The organism is Halobacterium hubeiense (assembly GCF_001488575.1).
In the GTDB taxonomy this organism is placed as follows: domain Archaea; phylum Halobacteriota; class Halobacteria; order Halobacteriales; family Halobacteriaceae; genus Halobacterium; species Halobacterium hubeiense.
Window position 1 is genome coordinate 1,619,943 of sequence record NZ_LN831302.1, and the last position, 16,515, is coordinate 1,636,457.

The 16,515-nt window shown below is 69.0% G+C and carries 19 protein-coding genes; 9 read left to right on the top strand and 10 right to left on the bottom strand.

The window, feature by feature from the left end; genetic code table 11:
• Positions 1–171: 171 nt before the first annotated feature.
• From HHUB_RS08465 to HHUB_RS08480, 4 genes are all read left to right on the top strand, one after another.
• On the top strand, positions 172–1,518 hold the full coding sequence (locus tag HHUB_RS08465) for a ribonuclease J (RefSeq protein ID WP_059057188.1): 1,347 nt from the start codon (positions 172–174) through the stop codon (positions 1,516–1,518).
• Positions 1,519–2,565, top strand: a complete 1,047-nt coding sequence (gene idsA3, locus HHUB_RS08470; RefSeq protein WP_059057189.1) for a geranylfarnesyl diphosphate synthase — start codon at positions 1,519–1,521, stop codon at positions 2,563–2,565.
• A gap of 242 nt (positions 2,566–2,807) precedes the next feature.
• Complete coding sequence (locus tag HHUB_RS08475) at positions 2,808–3,176, top strand: zinc ribbon domain-containing protein (RefSeq protein ID WP_059057190.1); 369 nt, start codon at positions 2,808–2,810, stop codon at positions 3,174–3,176.
• A gap of 49 nt (positions 3,177–3,225) precedes the next feature.
• Entirely contained in the window at positions 3,226–4,983 is a 1,758-nt protein-coding gene (locus HHUB_RS08480; protein ID WP_059057191.1) for a glutamate--tRNA ligase, read from the top strand.
• On the opposite strand, the gene HHUB_RS08485 is transcribed toward HHUB_RS08480, so the two are convergent.
• On the bottom strand, positions 4,980–5,453 hold the full coding sequence (locus tag HHUB_RS08485; protein WP_059057192.1) for a DUF456 family protein: 474 nt from the start codon (positions 5,451–5,453) through the stop codon (positions 4,980–4,982). The two genes, HHUB_RS08480 and HHUB_RS08485, sit on opposite strands and share 4 nt — an antisense overlap.
• Positions 5,454–5,476: 23 nt before the next feature.
• Entirely contained in the window at positions 5,477–7,711 is a 2,235-nt protein-coding gene (gene tmcA, locus HHUB_RS08490; RefSeq protein WP_059057193.1) for a tRNA(Met) cytidine acetyltransferase TmcA, read from the bottom strand.
• A gap of 221 nt (positions 7,712–7,932) precedes the next feature.
• Here tmcA and rpl7ae point away from each other — a divergent pair, with 221 nt between their 5' ends.
• Genes rpl7ae through ndk form a run of 4 tightly spaced genes read left to right on the top strand, consistent with a single transcriptional unit; the run spans position 7,933 to position 9,193 of the window.
• Positions 7,933–8,295, top strand: a complete 363-nt coding sequence (gene rpl7ae, locus HHUB_RS08495) for a 50S ribosomal protein L7Ae (RefSeq protein ID WP_059057194.1) — start codon at positions 7,933–7,935, stop codon at positions 8,293–8,295.
• Between the two features lie 6 nt (positions 8,296–8,301).
• Entirely contained in the window at positions 8,302–8,529 is a 228-nt protein-coding gene (locus HHUB_RS08500) for a 30S ribosomal protein S28e (protein WP_058983677.1), read from the top strand.
• Positions 8,529–8,714, top strand: a complete 186-nt coding sequence (locus HHUB_RS08505) for a 50S ribosomal protein L24e (RefSeq protein ID WP_059057195.1) — start codon at positions 8,529–8,531, stop codon at positions 8,712–8,714. The genes HHUB_RS08500 and HHUB_RS08505 overlap by 1 nt, the downstream gene beginning before the upstream one ends.
• Positions 8,711–9,193 (top strand): nucleoside-diphosphate kinase, encoded by a 483-nt coding sequence (ndk, locus tag HHUB_RS08510; RefSeq protein ID WP_059057196.1) that lies wholly within the window; start codon positions 8,711–8,713, stop codon positions 9,191–9,193. The genes HHUB_RS08505 and ndk overlap by 4 nt, the downstream gene beginning before the upstream one ends.
• A 64-nt stretch (positions 9,194–9,257) precedes the next feature.
• Here the strand turns inward: ndk and HHUB_RS08515 are convergent, their stop codons facing one another.
• Together HHUB_RS08515 and HHUB_RS17520 are read right to left on the bottom strand one after the other, a co-directional pair.
• Complete coding sequence (locus HHUB_RS08515) at positions 9,258–10,694, bottom strand: APC family permease (protein WP_059057197.1); 1,437 nt, start codon at positions 10,692–10,694, stop codon at positions 9,258–9,260.
• The gene (locus HHUB_RS17520) at positions 10,691–10,813 is read right to left on the bottom strand and encodes a hypothetical protein (protein ID WP_256943828.1); all 123 of its coding nucleotides are present in this window, start codon (positions 10,811–10,813) and stop codon (positions 10,691–10,693) included. The genes HHUB_RS08515 and HHUB_RS17520 overlap by 4 nt, the downstream gene beginning before the upstream one ends.
• 89 nt (positions 10,814–10,902) lie before the next feature.
• On the opposite strand from HHUB_RS17520, the gene HHUB_RS08520 reads away from it, so the two are divergent.
• On the top strand, positions 10,903–11,175 hold the full coding sequence (locus tag HHUB_RS08520; RefSeq protein ID WP_059057198.1) for a hypothetical protein: 273 nt from the start codon (positions 10,903–10,905) through the stop codon (positions 11,173–11,175).
• Positions 11,176–11,184: 9 nt separating this feature from the next.
• Here the strand turns inward: HHUB_RS08520 and HHUB_RS08525 are convergent, their stop codons facing one another.
• Genes HHUB_RS08525 through HHUB_RS08550 form a run of 6 tightly spaced genes read right to left on the bottom strand, consistent with a single transcriptional unit; the run spans position 11,185 to position 16,500 of the window.
• Positions 11,185–12,246 carry a methionine synthase gene (locus HHUB_RS08525; protein ID WP_059057199.1) on the bottom strand — a complete coding sequence of 354 codons (1,062 nt, stop codon included), beginning with the start codon at positions 12,244–12,246 and terminating at the stop codon, positions 11,185–11,187.
• Entirely contained in the window at positions 12,243–13,232 is a 990-nt protein-coding gene (locus HHUB_RS08530; RefSeq protein WP_059057200.1) for a 5-methyltetrahydropteroyltriglutamate--homocysteine methyltransferase, read from the bottom strand. Before HHUB_RS08530 ends, HHUB_RS08525 begins: the two co-directional genes overlap by 4 nt.
• A 54-nt stretch (positions 13,233–13,286) precedes the next feature.
• Complete coding sequence (locus HHUB_RS08535) at positions 13,287–13,868, bottom strand: HemK2/MTQ2 family protein methyltransferase (RefSeq protein ID WP_059057201.1); 582 nt, start codon at positions 13,866–13,868, stop codon at positions 13,287–13,289.
• A complete protein-coding gene (locus HHUB_RS08540) occupies positions 13,861–15,051 on the bottom strand; it encodes a mechanosensitive ion channel family protein (protein ID WP_238323942.1) in 1,191 nt (396 codons plus the stop codon). The genes HHUB_RS08535 and HHUB_RS08540 overlap by 8 nt, the downstream gene beginning before the upstream one ends.
• Positions 15,048–15,887 carry a 16S ribosomal RNA methyltransferase A gene (locus HHUB_RS08545; protein ID WP_059057202.1) on the bottom strand — a complete coding sequence of 280 codons (840 nt, stop codon included), beginning with the start codon at positions 15,885–15,887 and terminating at the stop codon, positions 15,048–15,050. Before HHUB_RS08545 ends, HHUB_RS08540 begins: the two co-directional genes overlap by 4 nt.
• 49 nt (positions 15,888–15,936) lie before the next feature.
• A complete protein-coding gene (locus tag HHUB_RS08550) occupies positions 15,937–16,500 on the bottom strand; it encodes a DUF655 domain-containing protein (protein ID WP_059057203.1) in 564 nt (187 codons plus the stop codon).
• Positions 16,501–16,515 lie beyond the last annotated feature (15 nt).

Below are 16,515 nucleotides of genomic sequence, written 5' to 3' on the forward strand. Positions count from 1 at the left end.
CGCGGCAATCCCCGCTGTTTTTAACACCGCGGGACGTAGGGCTGCCAAGAGCAGCGTCGCGCGCGTTGACGCGACGGCGGCCGATGGCTGTAAGACGCCGCGGCCGCCGCCGCCAGCGCGCGGCTGTTTCAGACACGACTCCCCACACCGGGGTTTCAGTGCTTCAAAACCATGGAAATCGAAATCGCAACAATCGGCGGATACGAAGAAGTCGGTCGGCAGATGACTGCCGTCCGAGCCGGTGACGACATTGTCATTTTCGACATGGGCCTCAACCTCTCGCAGGTCCTGATTCACGACAACGTCGAGACCGAGAAGATGCACAGCCTCGACCTCATCGACATGGGCGCCATCCCGGACGACCGCGTCATGTCCGACCTCGAGGGCGACGTGCAGGCAATCGTGCCGACGCACGGCCACCTCGACCACATCGGCGCAATCAGCAAGCTCGCACACCGATACGACGCGCCCATCGTCGCGTCGCCGTTCACGCTCGAACTCGTGAAAGGCCAGATCGAGGGCGAGCAGAAGTTCGGCGTGGACAACGACCTCGTGGAGATGGAGTCCGGCGAGACGATGCAGATCGGCGAGGAGTGCGAACTCGAGTTCGTCCACGTCACCCACTCCATCATCGACGCTATCAACCCCGTCCTCCACACGCCGGAGGGCTCGGTCGTCTACGGGCTCGACAAGCGCATCGACCACGACCCGGTTCTGGAAGACCCCATCGACATGGAGCGGTTCCGGGAAATCGGGCGCGAGGGCGAGGGCGTCCTCTGTTACATCGAGGACTGCACGAACGCCGGCCGGAAGGGCCGCACGCCCTCCGAGAGCGTGGCGCGGCGCCACCTCAAGGACGCGATGCAGAGCATGGAGGACTACGACGGCGGCATCGTCGCCACGACGTTCTCCAGCCACGTCTCCCGGGTGTCCTCGCTGGTGGAGTTCGCGAAGGACATCGGCCGGGAGCCGATTCTGCTCGGCCGCTCGATGGAGCAGTACTCGGGCACCGCCGAGCGCATGGGCCGCGTGAACTTCCCGGACGACCTCGGGATGTTCGGCCACCGCAAGAGCGTCGACCGCGCGTTCAAGCGCGTGATGAACGAGGGCAAGGAGAACTTCCTGCCCATCGTCACGGGCCACCAGGGCGAGCCGCGCGCGATGCTCACCCGCATGGGCCGCGGCGAGACGCCGTACGACATCGAGAACGGTGACAAGGTCATCTTCTCGGCGCGCGTCATCCCGGAACCGACCAACGAGGGCCAGCGCTACCAGAGCGAACAGCTCCTCCGCATGCAGGGCGCGCGCATCTACGACGACATCCACGTCTCCGGCCACCTCCGCGAGGAGGGCCACTACGAGATGATGCAGGCGCTCCAGCCCCAGCACATCATCCCCGCCCACCAGGACATGAAGGGCTTCGCACCGTACGTCAGCCTCGCGGAGAGTCAGGGGTACAAGGTCGGTCGCGACCTCCACGTGACCTCGAACGGCAACACCATCCAGCTCGTCGAGTAGATGTCCAAGAACGCCCGCGAACAAGCGGTGCTCGGCGCGGTCCGCGAGCGCCGCGAGAAGGTCAACGCCGCTATCGACGAGGACCTCCCGGCGCAGCGCCCCGAGCGCCTCTACGAGGCGGCGCGCTACCTCCTGGAAGCCGGCGGCAAGCGGCTCCGGCCGGCGGTCCTGCTGTTGACCGCGGAGGCGCTGGCGGACGTCGAACCCGGGAGCACGGACTACCGGGAGTTCCCCGACCTGACGGGCGGCGACGTGGACGTGATGTCGGCGGCGGTCTCCATCGAGGTCATCCAGTCGTTCACGCTCATCCACGACGACATCATGGACGACGACGACCTCCGGCGCGGCGTGCCCGCGGTCCACCGCGAGTACGACACGGAGACGGCGATTCTCGCGGGCGACACGCTCTACTCGAAGGCGTTCGAAATCATGCTCCAGACGGGCGCGCCGCCCGAGCGCGGCATGGGCGCGATGCAGACGCTCGCGGAGACCTGCACCCACATCTGCGAGGGACAGGCCCTCGACGTCGACTTCGAGACGCGAACCGACGTCCTCCCCGACGAGTACATGGAGATGGTCGAACTGAAGACCGCGGTGCTGTACGCCGCGGCGGCGTCGATTCCCGCGGTCCTGCTGGGCGCCGACGACGACACCGTCGAGGCGCTGTACGACTACGGCGTCAAGGCCGGGCAGGCGTTCCAGATTCACGACGACGTCCTCGACCTCACGGTCCCCTCCGAACAGCTGGGCAAGCAACGCGGCTCGGACCTCGTCGAGGGCAAGAAGACCGTTATCAGCCTGCACGCGGCCGAACACGGCGTCGACGTCGAGGACCTGCTGGACGCCGACGACCCCGACGAGGTCACCGACGCCGACGTCGAGGCCGCCGTCGAACAGCTTCGGGAGGTCGGCAGCATCGAGTACGCCCGCGAGTGCGCGGACGAACTCGTCGCCGAGGCCAAGGCGCACCTTGACGTGCTCCCGGACAACGAGGCACACCACCGCCTCGAACAGGTCGCGGACTACCTCGTCGAGCGCGGCTACTGACGTACCTTTTTTGCGCGAGCGGTTCGCCGAAGGCGAACCGCTCGCGCAAAAAATCTACGCTAAAAAAGACCGCTCGCCGTCGGCGAGCGGTGGTCACGCGAGCGTCAGCAAGCGTGGCGTCGTCAGCGCGCAGGGTTGACGGAAAACCGCGCGGCTTCGCCGCGCGTATGCTCGTATTTTTCGACCAGTGTCTGGGCAGGCCCGCAACAACTGTTATCCCGCGCGCTGTCGCAGTCGTGAACATGAGCGCCGACGATTCGAGCGAGACGGCCGAGGAGACGCCGGGCATCGACGAGGTCTACTGCCGGAACTGCGGCGAAATCATCGACGCGCAGGCGGAAATCTGTCCGGAGTGTGGCGTGCGCCAGCGCTCGCCGGACACCGGCGCCGGAAACGACGCCGGCATCGCGGCGGTGGCGTCGCTGCTGATTCCGGGCGCGGGCCAAATCTATCTCGGGCACCTCGGGCGCGGCCTCGGCTTCATCGTGGGGTCGTTCGTCGCCGGCCTGCTGTCCATCTTCCTCATCGGCATCCCGCTGCTGCTGGGCATCTGGGTGTACGCCATCTACGACGCCTACCACCTCGCCGAGGACCCCGAGCGCGGCGCGTAGTCGGCGCGAATCCCAACGGATTTGCCGCCCTCGGAGTAACACACGGACAATGGACGACGAACTCCGCGAGCGCGTGCGCCGCGAGGCCGAGACCGCGGCGCTGTTCAACGCGCTCAAGCACGGCAGCGACGCCCAGGTCGGCGCCATTATGGGGCCGCTGATGGGCGAGAACCCGGACTTCCGACCGCACGGCGACGAGATTCCCGGCGTGGTCGCGCCCGTCATCGAGGACGTGAACGCGATGGACCGCGAGGAGAAGCGCGAGCGCCTCGCCGAGCTCGCGCCCGAGCGCGTCGAGGAACTCGACGCCGAGGACGACGAAGACGACCAGGTGCTGCCCGACCTCCCGCACGCCGACGACTACGACGAGATTCGGATGCGCTGTGCGCCGAACCCGAACGGCCCGTGGCACATCGGCCACGCGCGGATGCCCGCGGTCATCGGGACGTACGCCGAGGAGTACGACGGCGAGTTCATCGTGCGCTTCGACGACACCGACCCCGAGACCAAGCGCCCGCTGCTGTGGGCGTACGACGAGATTCTCGAGGAAATCGAGTACCTGGGCTTCGAGCCCGCGGAGGTCTACCGCGCGAGCGACCGACTGGAGACGTACTACGAGCACGCCCGCGAGCTCATCGAGCTGGGCGGCGCGTACACGTGTAGCTGTCCGGCCGGCGAGTTCTCCGAACTGAAGAACAGCGGGGAGGCGTGCCCGCACCGCGAGAAGGACATCGAGACGGTCCGCGAGGAGTTCGCGGCGATGGTCGACGGCAAGTACGACTCCGGGGAGATGGTGCTGCGCGTGAAGACCGACATCGAGCACAAGAACCCCGCGCTCCGCGACTGGGTGGCGTTCCGCATCATCGACACCCCCCACCCGCGCGAGGAGGCCGAGCAGTACCGCTGCTGGCCGATGCTGGACTTCCAGTCCGGCGTCGACGACCACCTCACCGGCGTCACGCACATCATCCGCGGCATCGACCTGCAGGATTCCGCGAAGCGCCAGCAGTTCGTCTACGACTACTTCGACTGGGACTACCCCGAGGTCATCCACTGGGGCCACGTGCAGGTCGACGCCTACGACGTCTCGATGTCCACGTCGACCATCCGCGAACTCATCGACGCGGGCGACCTCGACGGCTGGGACGACCCGCGCGCGCCGACGCTCCCGAGCGTCCAGCGCCGCGGCATCCGCGGGGAGGCCATCGTGGACGCGATGGTCGAACTCGGCACGTCCACAAGCAACGTCGACCTCGCGATGTCCTCGGTCTACTCGAACAACCGCGACCTCGTGGACGACGAGGCGCCCCGGCAGTTCTTCGTCCGGGACGGCTTCGACGACCGCGGCAGCGGCGCCGACGATGCGTACGCCGCCATCGAGGTGCCGGTGGAGGGCGGCCCGGACAGCGCGAGTCCGCCCGTTCACCCCGAGCACGAGGACCGCGGCGAGCGCGACATCCCCGTCGCGGACGGCGTCCTCATCGAGGAGGAGGACCTGCCGGCGGTCGGCGAGCGCGTCTGGCTGAAGGGGTACGGCCCCGTGCGCTACGACGGCGAGCGATTGGCGTTCCTCGACGCGGACATCGACGTCGTCCGCGAGGAGGGCGTCGACGTCGTCCACTGGGTGCCCGCCGACGACAACGTCGAAGTCCGCCTGCGGACGATGGACGGCGACGTCACGGGCTACGCCGAACCCGGGTTCGCGGACGTCGACGCGGACGAGGTCGTGCAGTTCGTGCGCGTCGGGTTCGCGCGCTGTGACCGCCACGACGCCGACGAGTCGGTCGCGTACTACGCACACCCCTAGGCGAACTGGAGCCACGCGACGACCGCGAACACGGCCGTCGTCAACACGACCTGCATTCCTGCGGACGCGAGTACCCCGACAGTCGCGTAGCCGGCGCGCCGCGCGCTCCCGGGAAGGTCGTTACTCGCGCGAAATTCGATAACGAAGACGGTCGCTGCGACGCCGAGCAGGAGTCCGAGCGGGCCGCCGGGGAGCATGAGGGCGAAGCCGACGACGCCCGCCAGCGCCGCGGTCCGCGTGTCCGTCCCACCGGCGCGAGCGCCGACGAAGCCGGCGAGCCAGTCGACGAGCGCGGCGACGACTGCGAGACCGACCAGCACCGCGAGCAGGAGGAGTCCGGGCTCGCCGGTCGTCCACCAGTAGGCGAGGACGCCGGCCAGCGAGAGCAGGCCGCTCGGCAGGAGGGGAAGGACGCTCCCCACGACGCCGGCGGCGAGGAGCACGAACGCGACAGCGACCAGCGGGTCCATAGCGGCAGTACGCGAGGGCGTCGTTAGTCTTCGTCGGTGAACCGCGCGAGTTCCGCCTGCGCGGCGTCGGTGCCGTAGGCCTCCACGAGCGGGCGGAGCGCGTCGCCGAGCGCGCGCATCGCCTGACTCGTGGAGTGGAAGCCGAGTTCGTCCGCTACGTCGTCCCACGGCCGCGCCTGCAGGAGTTTCGCGACGAGCAGGCGCTGTTCGCGGGCGTCGAGCAGGTCGGCGTCGCCGGCGACGAGGTGGTGGCGGGCGAGTCGGCGGAACGGCGCGGGGTCGACGCTGTACATCCCGGGGCCGTGGGCCGCGCCGGCGACGACGCGCCACGACGACGCCGAGAGGTCGAGCGTCTGGTCCGCATTGCAGGCGCGGAGCGCGGCGCGCGCGACGTCCGGGTCGAGGTCGTCCAGCGCGTCCGCGAGGACGTCCGGGATGCGGGCCGAGAACCAGTCGGCGTGGCGGTCGTGGAGTCGCTCGCCGAGGTGCGAGAGCGGGTCGAGCATCACCGCGGAGTACTCGCCGCTGGTGTCGTTGCGGGTGGTCGAGAGGTGGACCGTCGCGTAGCCGTTCGCGCACCAGAACGACAGCAGTTCGGGCGTCGCGCCGTAGCCGACGCCGAGCCAGTCGGCGTCGCGCTCGAACTCGCGGCGGAGCTCGCCGAGCAGGAGGGAGCCCAGTCCGCGGGAGCGGGCGGCGTGGTGGGTGGCGATTCGCATCACGCGGTAGCCCACGGGAATCGCGGCGTCCTCGTCGCGGAGCTGGCTGGTCAGGACGTCCGGTATCATGTTCCCCTTCACGCGCTCGCCCTCGTACATCGCCGCGCGGAGGTCCGCGTCGAGGCCGCCCTCGCGCGCGAGCAGCGCGACCGAGACGACGTGGCCGTCGTGGAGGAGCGCACGCACCGCGAGGTTCGGGGCGTCGAGCAGGCGCGCGAGGTCGTTCGGTTCGGTGCGGTAGTGGGCGTACACGAGCAGGCCGAACGTCTCCCGGAGCAGATTCTCGTCCGCGAGGAGGTCCTCGGGAGTGAGCGCCTCGTAGGTGACGCGCTCCGTCGTCGCGTCCGCGACGAGCGGGTTGACGGCGGGCCGGGCGTCGAGGCCGAGCGCACGGAACGCCCACACCTCCACGGGGTCGCCGGCGGCGTACCGAATCGGCTGTGCGAGCGTCGCGTCGGTGACCTCGTGGTCGGTGTCGGCGAGCCGGTCCCGGAAGCGCACGTCGAACCCGCGGCCCGCGCCCTCGTAGCCGTGGACGGTCGTGGTGAACGCGAGGCGCTCGCAGTCCAGCAGCGATTCGAGCAACCGCACCGGAATCGCCGCGGCCTCGTCGGCGAAGACGGCGTCGGGGTCGTCCGGGAGGGTTGCGGCCTCCGGCGGTTTCGCGAACCGAATCCGTCCGCCCCCGTCCGTCTCGATTGGCTCGTCGTCGGCGGCGAGCGCGTCGAGGTCCGCGAGTAGTTCGCGTGCCCTCGCGAACAGTTCGCTGGCGCTGCGGCGGCCCGGCGCGGTGACGAGCACGTCGAGGCCCTCGCGTGCGAGGCACGCGGCTGCGAGGCCGGCCGCACTGGACTTCCCGCGGCCGCGGTCGGCCTCCGCGACCACGGCGGCCGGTGGGTCGCGCAGTTCTTCGAACGCCGCGAGCGCGTCCATCTGGTCGCCCGTGAGACACGCCGCGTACGCCTCGCGGGGGAACGCGCAGTCGTCGGGCGGCTCCGGGAGCGGTTCGGCGAGACGGGGCGCGGGCTCGGTCAGGCCGTCCCGTTCGAGTTCGTCGGCGTCCGCGTCGTAGATTGCGATGCCGGGATGAGCGCGCAGCGTCGCGACGAGCCGGCGGCGGAAGCGCCCGGCGACGTCCGCGACGTCGAACGGCGGCACCGCCAGCCCCTCGTCGAAGCCGTCGCGGCGCGCGGGCCACTCGGCCAGCGGCGGCGCGAGCACGAGCAGGAGGCCGCCGCCGTCCACGGCGCCGACGACGCGCCCGAGCGCGTTCGGTCGGCAGTCCTCGTGGGCGTCGAAGACGACGGCATCCCGCGTGGTGCCGAGGAGTTCGTCGGCGTTCCGCGGGCCGACCTGCTCGCAGGCGAGCGCGTCGCGCGCGGAGACGAGCGTCGTCCCCGTCAGCGGAATCGGGAGCGCGTCGAGGACGCGGTCGGCCGCCGACAGGCACGCCTCGTGGTCGCCCGCGAGGACGAGCACGCGGCGCTCGTTGACGGAGCGAGCCTCTTCGTGGAGTCTTCGCGCGGCCTCGACGACCATCGGTCGTGTTTCGGCGACCCGCGGGAAGGGCGTTTCGTCCCGCGGCACCCGGCGTCGGCCCTGCGCCGGCGTCGCACGGCGGCACACATTGAAAGCGCTTTTAACTGAGGGACCCCCAGATGTAGGATACAGTCCACGGGGGTCGATGATGCTCCTAGCCGTCAGGGATTCCGCACCGGCAGGGGAGCGCAAGCCCGTCCGTGGAACTAGGTGAACAATACATGCCAGTGTACGTAGACTACGACGTTCCAGCAGACCTCCAGGAACGAGCCCTCGAATCGCTCGAAGTGGCTCGTGACACGGGTACAGTCAAGAAGGGTACCAACGAGACGACCAAAGCCGTCGAGCGCGGCAACGCGGACCTCGTGTTCGTCGCGGAGGACGTCTCCCCCGAGGAGATCGTGATGCACCTCCCCGAGCTCGCCGAGGAGAAGGGCATCCAGGTCGTCTTCGTCGAGACGCAGGACGAACTCGGCAACGCCGCCGGCCTCGAAGTCGGCAGCGCCGCCGCGGCCGTCACGGACGCCGGTGACGCCGAGGGCGACGTCGAGGACATCTCGACCAAGATCGAGGACCTCCAGTAACCACCCATGAGTGCAGAGGAAACTGAAGAAGAGGGCTCCACGCCCGCCGAAGTCATCGAGGTCGTCGGCAAGACCGGGATGCACGGCGAGGCGATGCAGGTGAAGTGCCGCATTCAAGAGGGCTCCAACCAGGGACGCATCATCACGCGAAACGTCCTCGGTCCCGTCCGCGTGGGCGACGTCCTCCAGCTCAAGGAGACGGCCCGCGAGGCGGACTCCATCGGTGGTCAGTAATGGTCCAGACACGCACCTGTGACTACTGCGGCGACGACATCGAACCCGGTACGGGGACGATGTTCGTCCACAACGACGGCAGCACAACCCACTTCTGCTCCGCGAAGTGCGAGAAGAACGCGGACCTCGGTCGCGAACCGCGCGACGTCGAGTGGACCGAGGAAGAGGCAGAGGTCGAAGAATGAGCCACCACGACGAGCGCACGTTCGTGATGGTCAAGCCCGACGGCGTCCAGCGCGGCCTCATCGGCGACGTCGTCTCGCGGCTCGAGGACAAGGGCCTGAAGATGGTGGGCGGGAAGTTCATGCAGATTAGCGAGGAGCTCGCCCACGAGCACTACGGCGAACACGAGGGCAAGCCGTTCTTCGACGGCCTCGTGGAGTTCATCACGTCCGGCCCCGTCTTCGCGATGGTCTGGGAGGGCGCGGACGCCACCCGTCAGGTTCGCCGGATGATGGGCGCGACGGACCCGCAGGAGGCGGCTCCGGGCACCATCCGCGGCGACTACGGCAACGACCTCGGTCAGAACATCATCCACGGCAGCGACCACGAGGACCCCGGCGCGAACGAGCGCGAAATCGAGCTGTTCTTCGACGAGGACGAACTCGTCGACTACGAGCTCGACGCGGCGACGTGGGTCTACGAGGACGCCGGCGACCACTAACTCCGGCCGTCTCTCTGCCTCTGCGGTCTTTTCCGCGACGCACCGTCCGTAGCCGTAGCGCTCGCTACTCCGTTCCGTCCGTCGTCACGCCGAGTTGCTGGAGCACGACGCCGACGGCGACCGCGAGCACGCCGAGCGCGAGGCTCTCGACACGCACGTTCACGAGGAGCGCGAGCGTGCTGAGCGCGCCGATAGCGGGGAGCCACGGCACCAGCGGCACCTCGAAGCGCCGCTGGGCGTCCGGGCGCTTGCGCCGCGAGTAGACGACGGCGACGTTGACGCCGACGAGCCCGGCCAGCAGCATGAAGTCCGCGAAGTGGGTGAGCGCTTCGACCCCGAGCGCGCCGACCAGCGGAACGCCGGCGGGCAGCGGGGACGACTGAGCGAACAGGACGCCGAACGCGAGGAAGAGACCGGCGCCGAGCGCGCCCGTGAGCAGGACCGCGCGGTACGGCGTGTCGAAGCGGCGGTGGCGGTCCGCGAGGTCGCTCGGGAGTTGGTCGCGGCGCGCCATCGCTTGCTTCACCCGGGACCCCGCCATGACGGTGGCGTTGGTCGCGGACACCATCGAGAACAGCGCGCCCGCGACGACGACGTAGAACCCGACGCGGCCGAGGAAGTACCACGCCGCCTGCCCCATGACGAGTTCGCCGTTGGCGGCGAGGAACGACCGGACGTTCGCCGCGCTCGCCAACCCGGTGTGCTCGACGAGGAACGCCACGAACGCCGGGTCGTTGACCGCGAAGACGACCGACAGGACGACGAGCACGTACAGCGCGACGACGACGCCGATGCTGAGGAAGATGGCCTTGGGGACGGTGCGCTCGGGGTCGCGGATTTCGCCGGCGTTGGTCGCGATAGCTTCGAACCCGAAGAACGTGATGAACACGAGCGCGGCCGTTGACAGCGTCTCCCCGAACGCGGTGGCGTGGTCGGCGAACGAGGCGACGACCACGTCCGTCTGCCACGCCCGCAGGCCGCCGTAGACGAACACGACGACGAGCGCGACCTTCAGGACCGTGACGACAATCTGGAAGACGCCGGTCTCCTTCGTCCCGAGGACGTTCAGTGCGACGATGCCGGCGAACACCGCGAGCCCGAGCGCCCAGCCGGGCAGCCACGCGGGCACGCCGAAGATGCCGTAGAGGAACCGCTCGGTCCACCGGGAGAAGCTCACCATGTAGAAGGCGGCGCTGGCGGGGTAGCCGAGGCTCATCGCCCAGCCGACGAGGTACGTCCACTCGCCGTCGAGGGCGTGGTAGACGTACGTGTACGCGCCGCCGTTCTCGGGGTAGACGGTGGCGAACTCGGCGTACGCCAGCGCGGTGACCGAGCCGACCAGCGCCGCGAGCACGAACGAGACGACCGCGACCGCGCCGACGTTCGCGACCGCCAGCCCGGAGAGCACGAACACGCCCGCGGCAATCATCGTGCCGACGCCGATGGCGGTCGCCGCGAGCAGTCCGAGTTCGCCGGTCTGGTCAGCGTGCTCGGTGCTCATCTGCCCTTCCGGGCGGGCGGCAGTCGGCCCGGCGGCGCCGCGGGCGTCATCGAGTCGGTTCGGGAGAGCGCGCGCGGTTCGTGGACGGTGCCGGAGTCGGCGGCGCGACGACTCGACATTCACTCGCGGGTTCGACGCATGCGGGCATCAAAGTTGTCGCCGAACCCGACATCCGTGGGTTCTCCCGTGGCGAGCCACAGGGGAGCACATGGACTGCGTCGTCTGTAACAGAACCGGCACGGCGTACCGGCTCGTGGACGAGCCCACGGAACCGCTGGCCGTCTGCGAGCAGTGCGTCGCCGAGCACCTCACGGACGCGGCCGACGGCGCGTGCGTCTACTGCGGGACAGCGGGCGGCTACGACCTCGTGGAGGACACGAGCGCGGTCGTGGCGTCCGAGTCGCAGGCCGAGCGCGTCGTCGTGACGCCGGGCGTCGTCTGCCACGACCACGTCGGCACCCTCCGCCACGAGAACACGTGAGCGCCGGCGTCAGTCGTCGGCGGGCGCGGCGGGGACGTCGATGGAGCCGTCGTCGAGGTCGGCTTCGACGTTGCGCGCGGCCTCCACGAGGTTCGCCATCTTCCCGTAGGCGACCTCCCGCGGGAGCAGTTTCACGCCGCAGTCCGGACTGACCGTGAGCCGCTCCGGCGGGACGACCTCCAGCCCTTTCCGGATGTTCCGTTCGATTTCCTCGACGGACTCGACTTCGGCGACGTGGGCGTCGACGACGCCGAGCGCGAGGTCCTTCGAGAACTCGGGGTCCGTGAAGACGTCCAGTTGCTCGTAGTCGCCGTTCGCGAGTTCGAGGTCGAACTCGTCCACGGGGAACTCCAGAATCTCGGGGTAGATGCGGGAGTAGTCGCCGTAACAGACGTGCAGGCCGATGCGGACGTCGTCGGGGATGCCGGCGGCGATGCGTTCGAGGCACTCGCCGACGATGGCGTGGTCGTCGGGCGTCGTCGCGAGCGCGGGCTCGTCGATCTGGATGTAGCGGGCGCCCGCGTCCACGAGCTTCTCTATCTCCTCGTTGACGAGGTCCGCGAGGTCGTACGCGAGTTCGTCGTCGCCGTCGTAGGCCTCGTTGAAGCTCCACGACGCGAGCGTGTACGGCCCCGTGATGGGGACCTTCACGGGGCTGTCCGCGACGCCGGCGGTGAACTCGTACTCGTCGACGAGCCACGACTCGTCGTAGGAGACGTCGCTGACGACGCTGGGCTTGTCGAAGTAGTTGTGCCCCCAGACCTTGACGGGGCCGTTGAACTCGTAGCCCTCGATGCGGTCGGCGAAGAACTCCACCATCTCGTTGCGCCGCATCTCGCCGTCCACGACCACGTCGAGGCCGGCGCGCTCGTGCTCCTCGGTGATGAGTCGGGCGGCGTCGTCCTCGGCCTCGGCGAGTTCCTCGTCCCCGAAGTCCGCGTCGGGGTCCTCGTGGAGGTCGTTCGCGCGGTCGAGCCACTTCGGCTTCGGGTACGAGCCGACGACGGTCGTCAGCAGGAAGTGGTCGTTGTCGTGGCCGTCGGGGCGGAACTGCTCGCGGTTCGAACTCATGCTGTCACCTCGCGGGTGGCGTCGGCCAGCGCCTGTAGTTTCTGCTCGAAGCGGTTCACGGGCAGGTAGAACAGCCCCGTGTTCGCGGTGACGTACGCGTCGTCGAACTCGATGGCCTCGGGGACGGACTCCCGGAACCAATCAACGCGCTCGCGGATGGTCTCTGGGGACTCGACGAGCGTGTTCTGGCCGTCGACGACGCCCAGCGCCACGGAGTCCTTGGTGCCGTACTCGGTGACGTTGTAGAGGTTGTCCTCGTGGTTCGTGACGAAGTCGTAGCCGATGGCGTCCACGCCCGCGTCGAGGAGGTGCGCGTGGACCTTCTCTTCGAGCGCGCCCCAGTAGGTGTGCGCGACGACGTCGGCGTCGGCGGCCTGCGCGACGGTGTCGATGGCGTCGCTGGCGCGCTCGTCCTCGCCCTCGGCGGGCGGGTCCGTGACCAGCGACGGTTCGAGGACGAAGACGGTCTCGACGTCCGGGAACGCCTCGACTTCGCCCGCGAGGAACTCCGCGACGGCGGCGAGGAACTGCTCGTCGTCGCCGTAGTGCTCGTCGGTGGCGAGCTCCGACAGCGAGTACGGGCCGGGGACGACCGCCTGCAGGTCGTTGGTGAGTTCGCTCGCCGCTTCGAGGTCCGCGGCGAGGTCGCCGGAGAACGTCAGTTCGCCCTCCACGATGGGGTCGCGGTAGAAGTTGTTGTTGTCGTAGTAGCGGACGATACCACCAGTTTCGACGTTCTCGTGGACGGTCAGGGGGTGGGCGAGCATGTCGTCCCAGCGGCCCTGTCCTTCGACCACGCGGTCGAGGCCGGCGTCGCGCTGGAGGCCGACGAGTTCCTCGCGGACGTCGTCGTAGGCGGCTTCGATTTCGGGGCCCTCGTCGCCGCTGACGAGGTCGTGTTTCTGGTGGCCCTTCAGGTCCGACAACGTCTCCTTGGCGTCGTCGGGGAGGGGGTACAGGCCGGGGGTCGTCGAGATTCGGTTCATGCCCGACGCTACGCAATGCCCCTGTTTAATATTTGCTGTCGAATAATATTCCCTTCAGTTATTCCAGAGCTTGAGGACCGTCAGCGTCTCGAAGGAGTGAGACTCCTCGCGGACCGCCGCCGCGGAGAATCCGCGGTCGCCGGCGTACTCCACGACCTCCTCGACGCCCGTCAGCGTGCTCACGAGCAGGAGGGCGAAGCCCTCGGGCGCGAGCACGCGGCCCACGTCGTCGAGGAACGGCTCCACGACCTCGCGGCCCGTCTCCCCGCCGGAGAGCGCGACCTCCATCCAGTCGTCGCGGGCGGCGTCCTCGTCCCGCGGCAGGTACGGCGGATTGAACAACACCGCGTCGAAGGCGTCCTCGCGGAACGGCGAGACGAGGTCCGCCCGCACCACCGGCACGCCGCGGTCCCGTGCCTGCGCGCACGCGTACGGATTCAAGTCCGAGCCGACCACGCTCGCGCCGACCTCGTCGGCGACCGTCGCCGCCACGTACCCCGACCCGGTGCCGACCTCCAGCACGCGCGCCCGCGAGCCGACCTCCTCGACGGCCGCCTCCGCGAGCAGTAGCGAGTCCTCCGCCGGCTGGTAGACCGTCGTCTCCGTGCCGCGGCGGTCCGCGAGGTCGTCACTCATCCGTCTCGTCCTCCTCGTCGGCGTCGTCCGCGTCTCCCTCGTGTTTGCTGTCCTTGCGGACGGCCGACCCCGGCTGGTCGGCGTCCTCCGGCTCGGTCGCCTCCACTGTCGGCTGTTCACTGACGCGGAACCCGCCGGTCTCGGCGCGCCCGGAGACCTCCCGCTGCGGGAACGGAATCTTCACGCCCGCCTCGTCGAACGCCGACTTCACCGCGGAGATGACCGCGGTCTGGGCGCGCCACTTCCGGCGCGCGCTCGGCTTGTCTATCCAGAACCGCAGGTCGAGGACGACCGCCGAGTCCCCGAACTCCTTCAACACGACCTGCGGCCGCGGCACCGTCAGGATGTCGTCGACGTCGCCCATCGCGTCTTTCGCCAGCGACATCGCCTCATCGACGTCGGCGGTGTAGTCGATGCCGACCTCCACGTGGATGCGCAGCCGGCCCTTCCGCGACCGATTCACGACCTCGTCCGAGCCCACGAGGTCGTTGGGCAACATCACGTACTCGCCGTCGAACGTCTGCAGGCGCGTGTTCACGATGGTGATGTCCGTGACGATGCCGTCCTTGTCGCCGATTTTCACCCAGTCGCCGATTTCGAACGGCCGCGAGAACATCAACACCAGCCCCGCGATGACCGCGCCCAGCGTCTGCCGGGCGGCCATCCCGAGCACGATGCCGGCGAACCCCGCGCCGATGAGCAGGCCGCCGAGCTTGATACCCCAGAGGTTGAGGACGATGACCAACGCGATGACGTACACCGAAATCTGGATGATGCGGTACGTGATTTCGGCCTGGTGCTCGCTGATGCCCTCCGTGCGCTTGACGAACCGGCTGACCGCGCGGTGGATGACGCCGGTGCCGACGTAGACGCCGACGAGGAACATCACGGAGAGGAACGCGCGGACGAGCATCGTCGCCTGCACCTGGAAGCTCGCGACGGCCGCCCACGCGATCGTCTCCGCGTCCCACGCGACGACCACGACGACGGTCGTCACGACGACGACGGCGAACGCACCGACGGCCGCGGCGACCGTCGACAGCCGCGACTCCCGGCGCGCCGATTCGCGCCGCGAGAACAGGACGGCGGCGACGAGCGCTGCCAGCGAGACGACGGTCACCGCGACGCGCTCGACCGTCGAGAGGTCGTTTATCGCGACGTCCACGAACTCCGGCGCGCTCACGGCTCCCGTCCCTCCTGAACGCCGAGCGCGACGTTCGCCAGTGCCGCGAACGTCTCGGGTGCGAGGTCGCCGGGCCGCTTTGAGAGCACGTCCTCCTCGACGGCGTCCACGACCGCGTCGCCGTCCTCGAGCCCCGAGATGTGGACCGTGTTCCGGATGGCGTTGCGGACGGTCTTGCGGCGCTGCGTGAACAGCGCCTTCACGAAGTCGAAGAAGAACTGCTCGTCGGCGACCTCGTAGTCGGGCTCGCGGGGCGTCAACCGCACCACCGCGCTCTCCACGCGGGGCTGTGGGTCGAACGCCTCCGGCGGGACGGTCTCGACGACCTCGACGTTCGCGTAGTGCTGGGCCGCCACCGAGAGCCGACCGTAGTCGCTCGTCCCGGGGTCTGCGGCCATCCGCTCGGCGAACTCCAGCTGGTACATCAGTACGGCGGGCTCGCGGTCGGGCAGCAGCCGGAACGTGACCTCACTGGAGACGCCGTAGGGAAGGTTCGAGACACAGCAGGTGTAGTCGGGGAACTCGACGTCGAGGGCGTCGCCCTGCACGACGGCGAGGCGGTCCGCGGCGATTTCCTCGCTGAACTCCTCGCGGAGGAACTGCGCGTACCCGCGGTCGCGCTCGACGGTCGTCACGCGGTCGGCGTGCGCCAGCAGCCGGTCGGTGAGCGCGCCCGTCCCGGCGCCGATTTCGAGGACGTGCGAGCGGTCGAAGTCCTCCGCGTACGTCGGAATCCGGTCGAGGACGCGGTCGTCGACGAGGAAGTGCTGGTCGCGGTCTGGGTCGGGGCGGCCAGCGCGACGAATCAGCGCGTCCGGGTCCCGAGAGTCAGTCATTGGCAGGTCTATCCCCCGCCGTTCCCTAAAGGCTACCTTCTGGTGTTGGCTACGCCTGCACGAAGTTCTGGTACTTCAGGTCGTCCTCGCGCATCTCGTCGAGGATGCGCTCGACGATGATCTCCTCGGGGTTGTGGAGGCCGTCGACGCGCTCCTCGACGTCCGCGAAGCTCTCGAAGGGGCCGTTGCGCTTGCGCTCGTCGAGGATGTTGTCCCGGAGCTTGTCGCCGATGCCCGGCAGGAGGTTCAGCTGGTGGAGCCGCAGCGAGATGGGCTGGGCGTCGTTGTAGAAGTCCACGAAGCGCTGCTCGTTGGCCTCCACGACGTCCTCGACGACGTAGTCCAGCTCCGACCGCGCGCCGTCCGAGAGGTCGTCGTAGTCGACGACGTGCCCGCGCTGGATGCCCGCCTCGAAGTCGGGACGGATGCGCACGCGGTCCAGAATCGAGATGTCCGCGTCCGGCTCGAGGCTCAGCTCGTAGAGGACGAACCGGTCAGTGGAGACGGCGTACGCGAGCGGGCCGTCGCCGTAGCCGCCGTTCGAGCGGCCGTGCGCGAGGAAGTCGAGGACGACAGCGTACTCTTCGTCCTCGGTCGAAGACGAATCACTCATACGAACCGGTACGCC

What these genes read in the sequence shown, in the direction of transcription:
- idsA3 (WP_059057189.1), top strand. Translation starts at nt 1,519, where the DNA reads ATGTCCAAGAACGCCCGCGAACAAGCGGTGCTCGGCGCGGTCCGCGAG.
- HHUB_RS08530 (WP_059057200.1), bottom strand. Translation starts at nt 13,232, where the DNA reads ATGAACCGAATCTCGACGACCCCCGGCCTGTACCCCCTCCCCGACGAC.
- HHUB_RS08475 (WP_059057190.1), top strand. Translation starts at nt 2,808, where the DNA reads ATGAGCGCCGACGATTCGAGCGAGACGGCCGAGGAGACGCCGGGCATC.
- HHUB_RS08550 (WP_059057203.1), bottom strand. Translation starts at nt 16,500, where the DNA reads ATGAGTGATTCGTCTTCGACCGAGGACGAAGAGTACGCTGTCGTCCTC.
- HHUB_RS08515 (WP_059057197.1), bottom strand. Translation starts at nt 10,694, where the DNA reads ATGAGCACCGAGCACGCTGACCAGACCGGCGAACTCGGACTGCTCGCG.
- tmcA (WP_059057193.1), bottom strand. Translation starts at nt 7,711, where the DNA reads ATGGTCGTCGAGGCCGCGCGAAGACTCCACGAAGAGGCTCGCTCCGTC.
- HHUB_RS08520 (WP_059057198.1), top strand. Translation starts at nt 10,903, where the DNA reads ATGGACTGCGTCGTCTGTAACAGAACCGGCACGGCGTACCGGCTCGTG.
- HHUB_RS08480 (WP_059057191.1), top strand. Translation starts at nt 3,226, where the DNA reads ATGGACGACGAACTCCGCGAGCGCGTGCGCCGCGAGGCCGAGACCGCG.
- HHUB_RS08545 (WP_059057202.1), bottom strand. Translation starts at nt 15,887, where the DNA reads ATGACTGACTCTCGGGACCCGGACGCGCTGATTCGTCGCGCTGGCCGC.
- HHUB_RS17520 (WP_256943828.1), bottom strand. Translation starts at nt 10,813, where the DNA reads ATGTCGAGTCGTCGCGCCGCCGACTCCGGCACCGTCCACGAACCGCGC.
- HHUB_RS08485 (WP_059057192.1), bottom strand. Translation starts at nt 5,453, where the DNA reads ATGGACCCGCTGGTCGCTGTCGCGTTCGTGCTCCTCGCCGCCGGCGTC.
- rpl7ae (WP_059057194.1), top strand. Translation starts at nt 7,933, where the DNA reads ATGCCAGTGTACGTAGACTACGACGTTCCAGCAGACCTCCAGGAACGA.
- HHUB_RS08535 (WP_059057201.1), bottom strand. Translation starts at nt 13,868, where the DNA reads ATGAGTGACGACCTCGCGGACCGCCGCGGCACGGAGACGACGGTCTAC.
- HHUB_RS08505 (WP_059057195.1), top strand. Translation starts at nt 8,529, where the DNA reads ATGGTCCAGACACGCACCTGTGACTACTGCGGCGACGACATCGAACCC.
- HHUB_RS08465 (WP_059057188.1), top strand. Translation starts at nt 172, where the DNA reads ATGGAAATCGAAATCGCAACAATCGGCGGATACGAAGAAGTCGGTCGG.
- HHUB_RS08525 (WP_059057199.1), bottom strand. Translation starts at nt 12,246, where the DNA reads ATGAGTTCGAACCGCGAGCAGTTCCGCCCCGACGGCCACGACAACGAC.
- HHUB_RS08500 (WP_058983677.1), top strand. Translation starts at nt 8,302, where the DNA reads ATGAGTGCAGAGGAAACTGAAGAAGAGGGCTCCACGCCCGCCGAAGTC.
- ndk (WP_059057196.1), top strand. Translation starts at nt 8,711, where the DNA reads ATGAGCCACCACGACGAGCGCACGTTCGTGATGGTCAAGCCCGACGGC.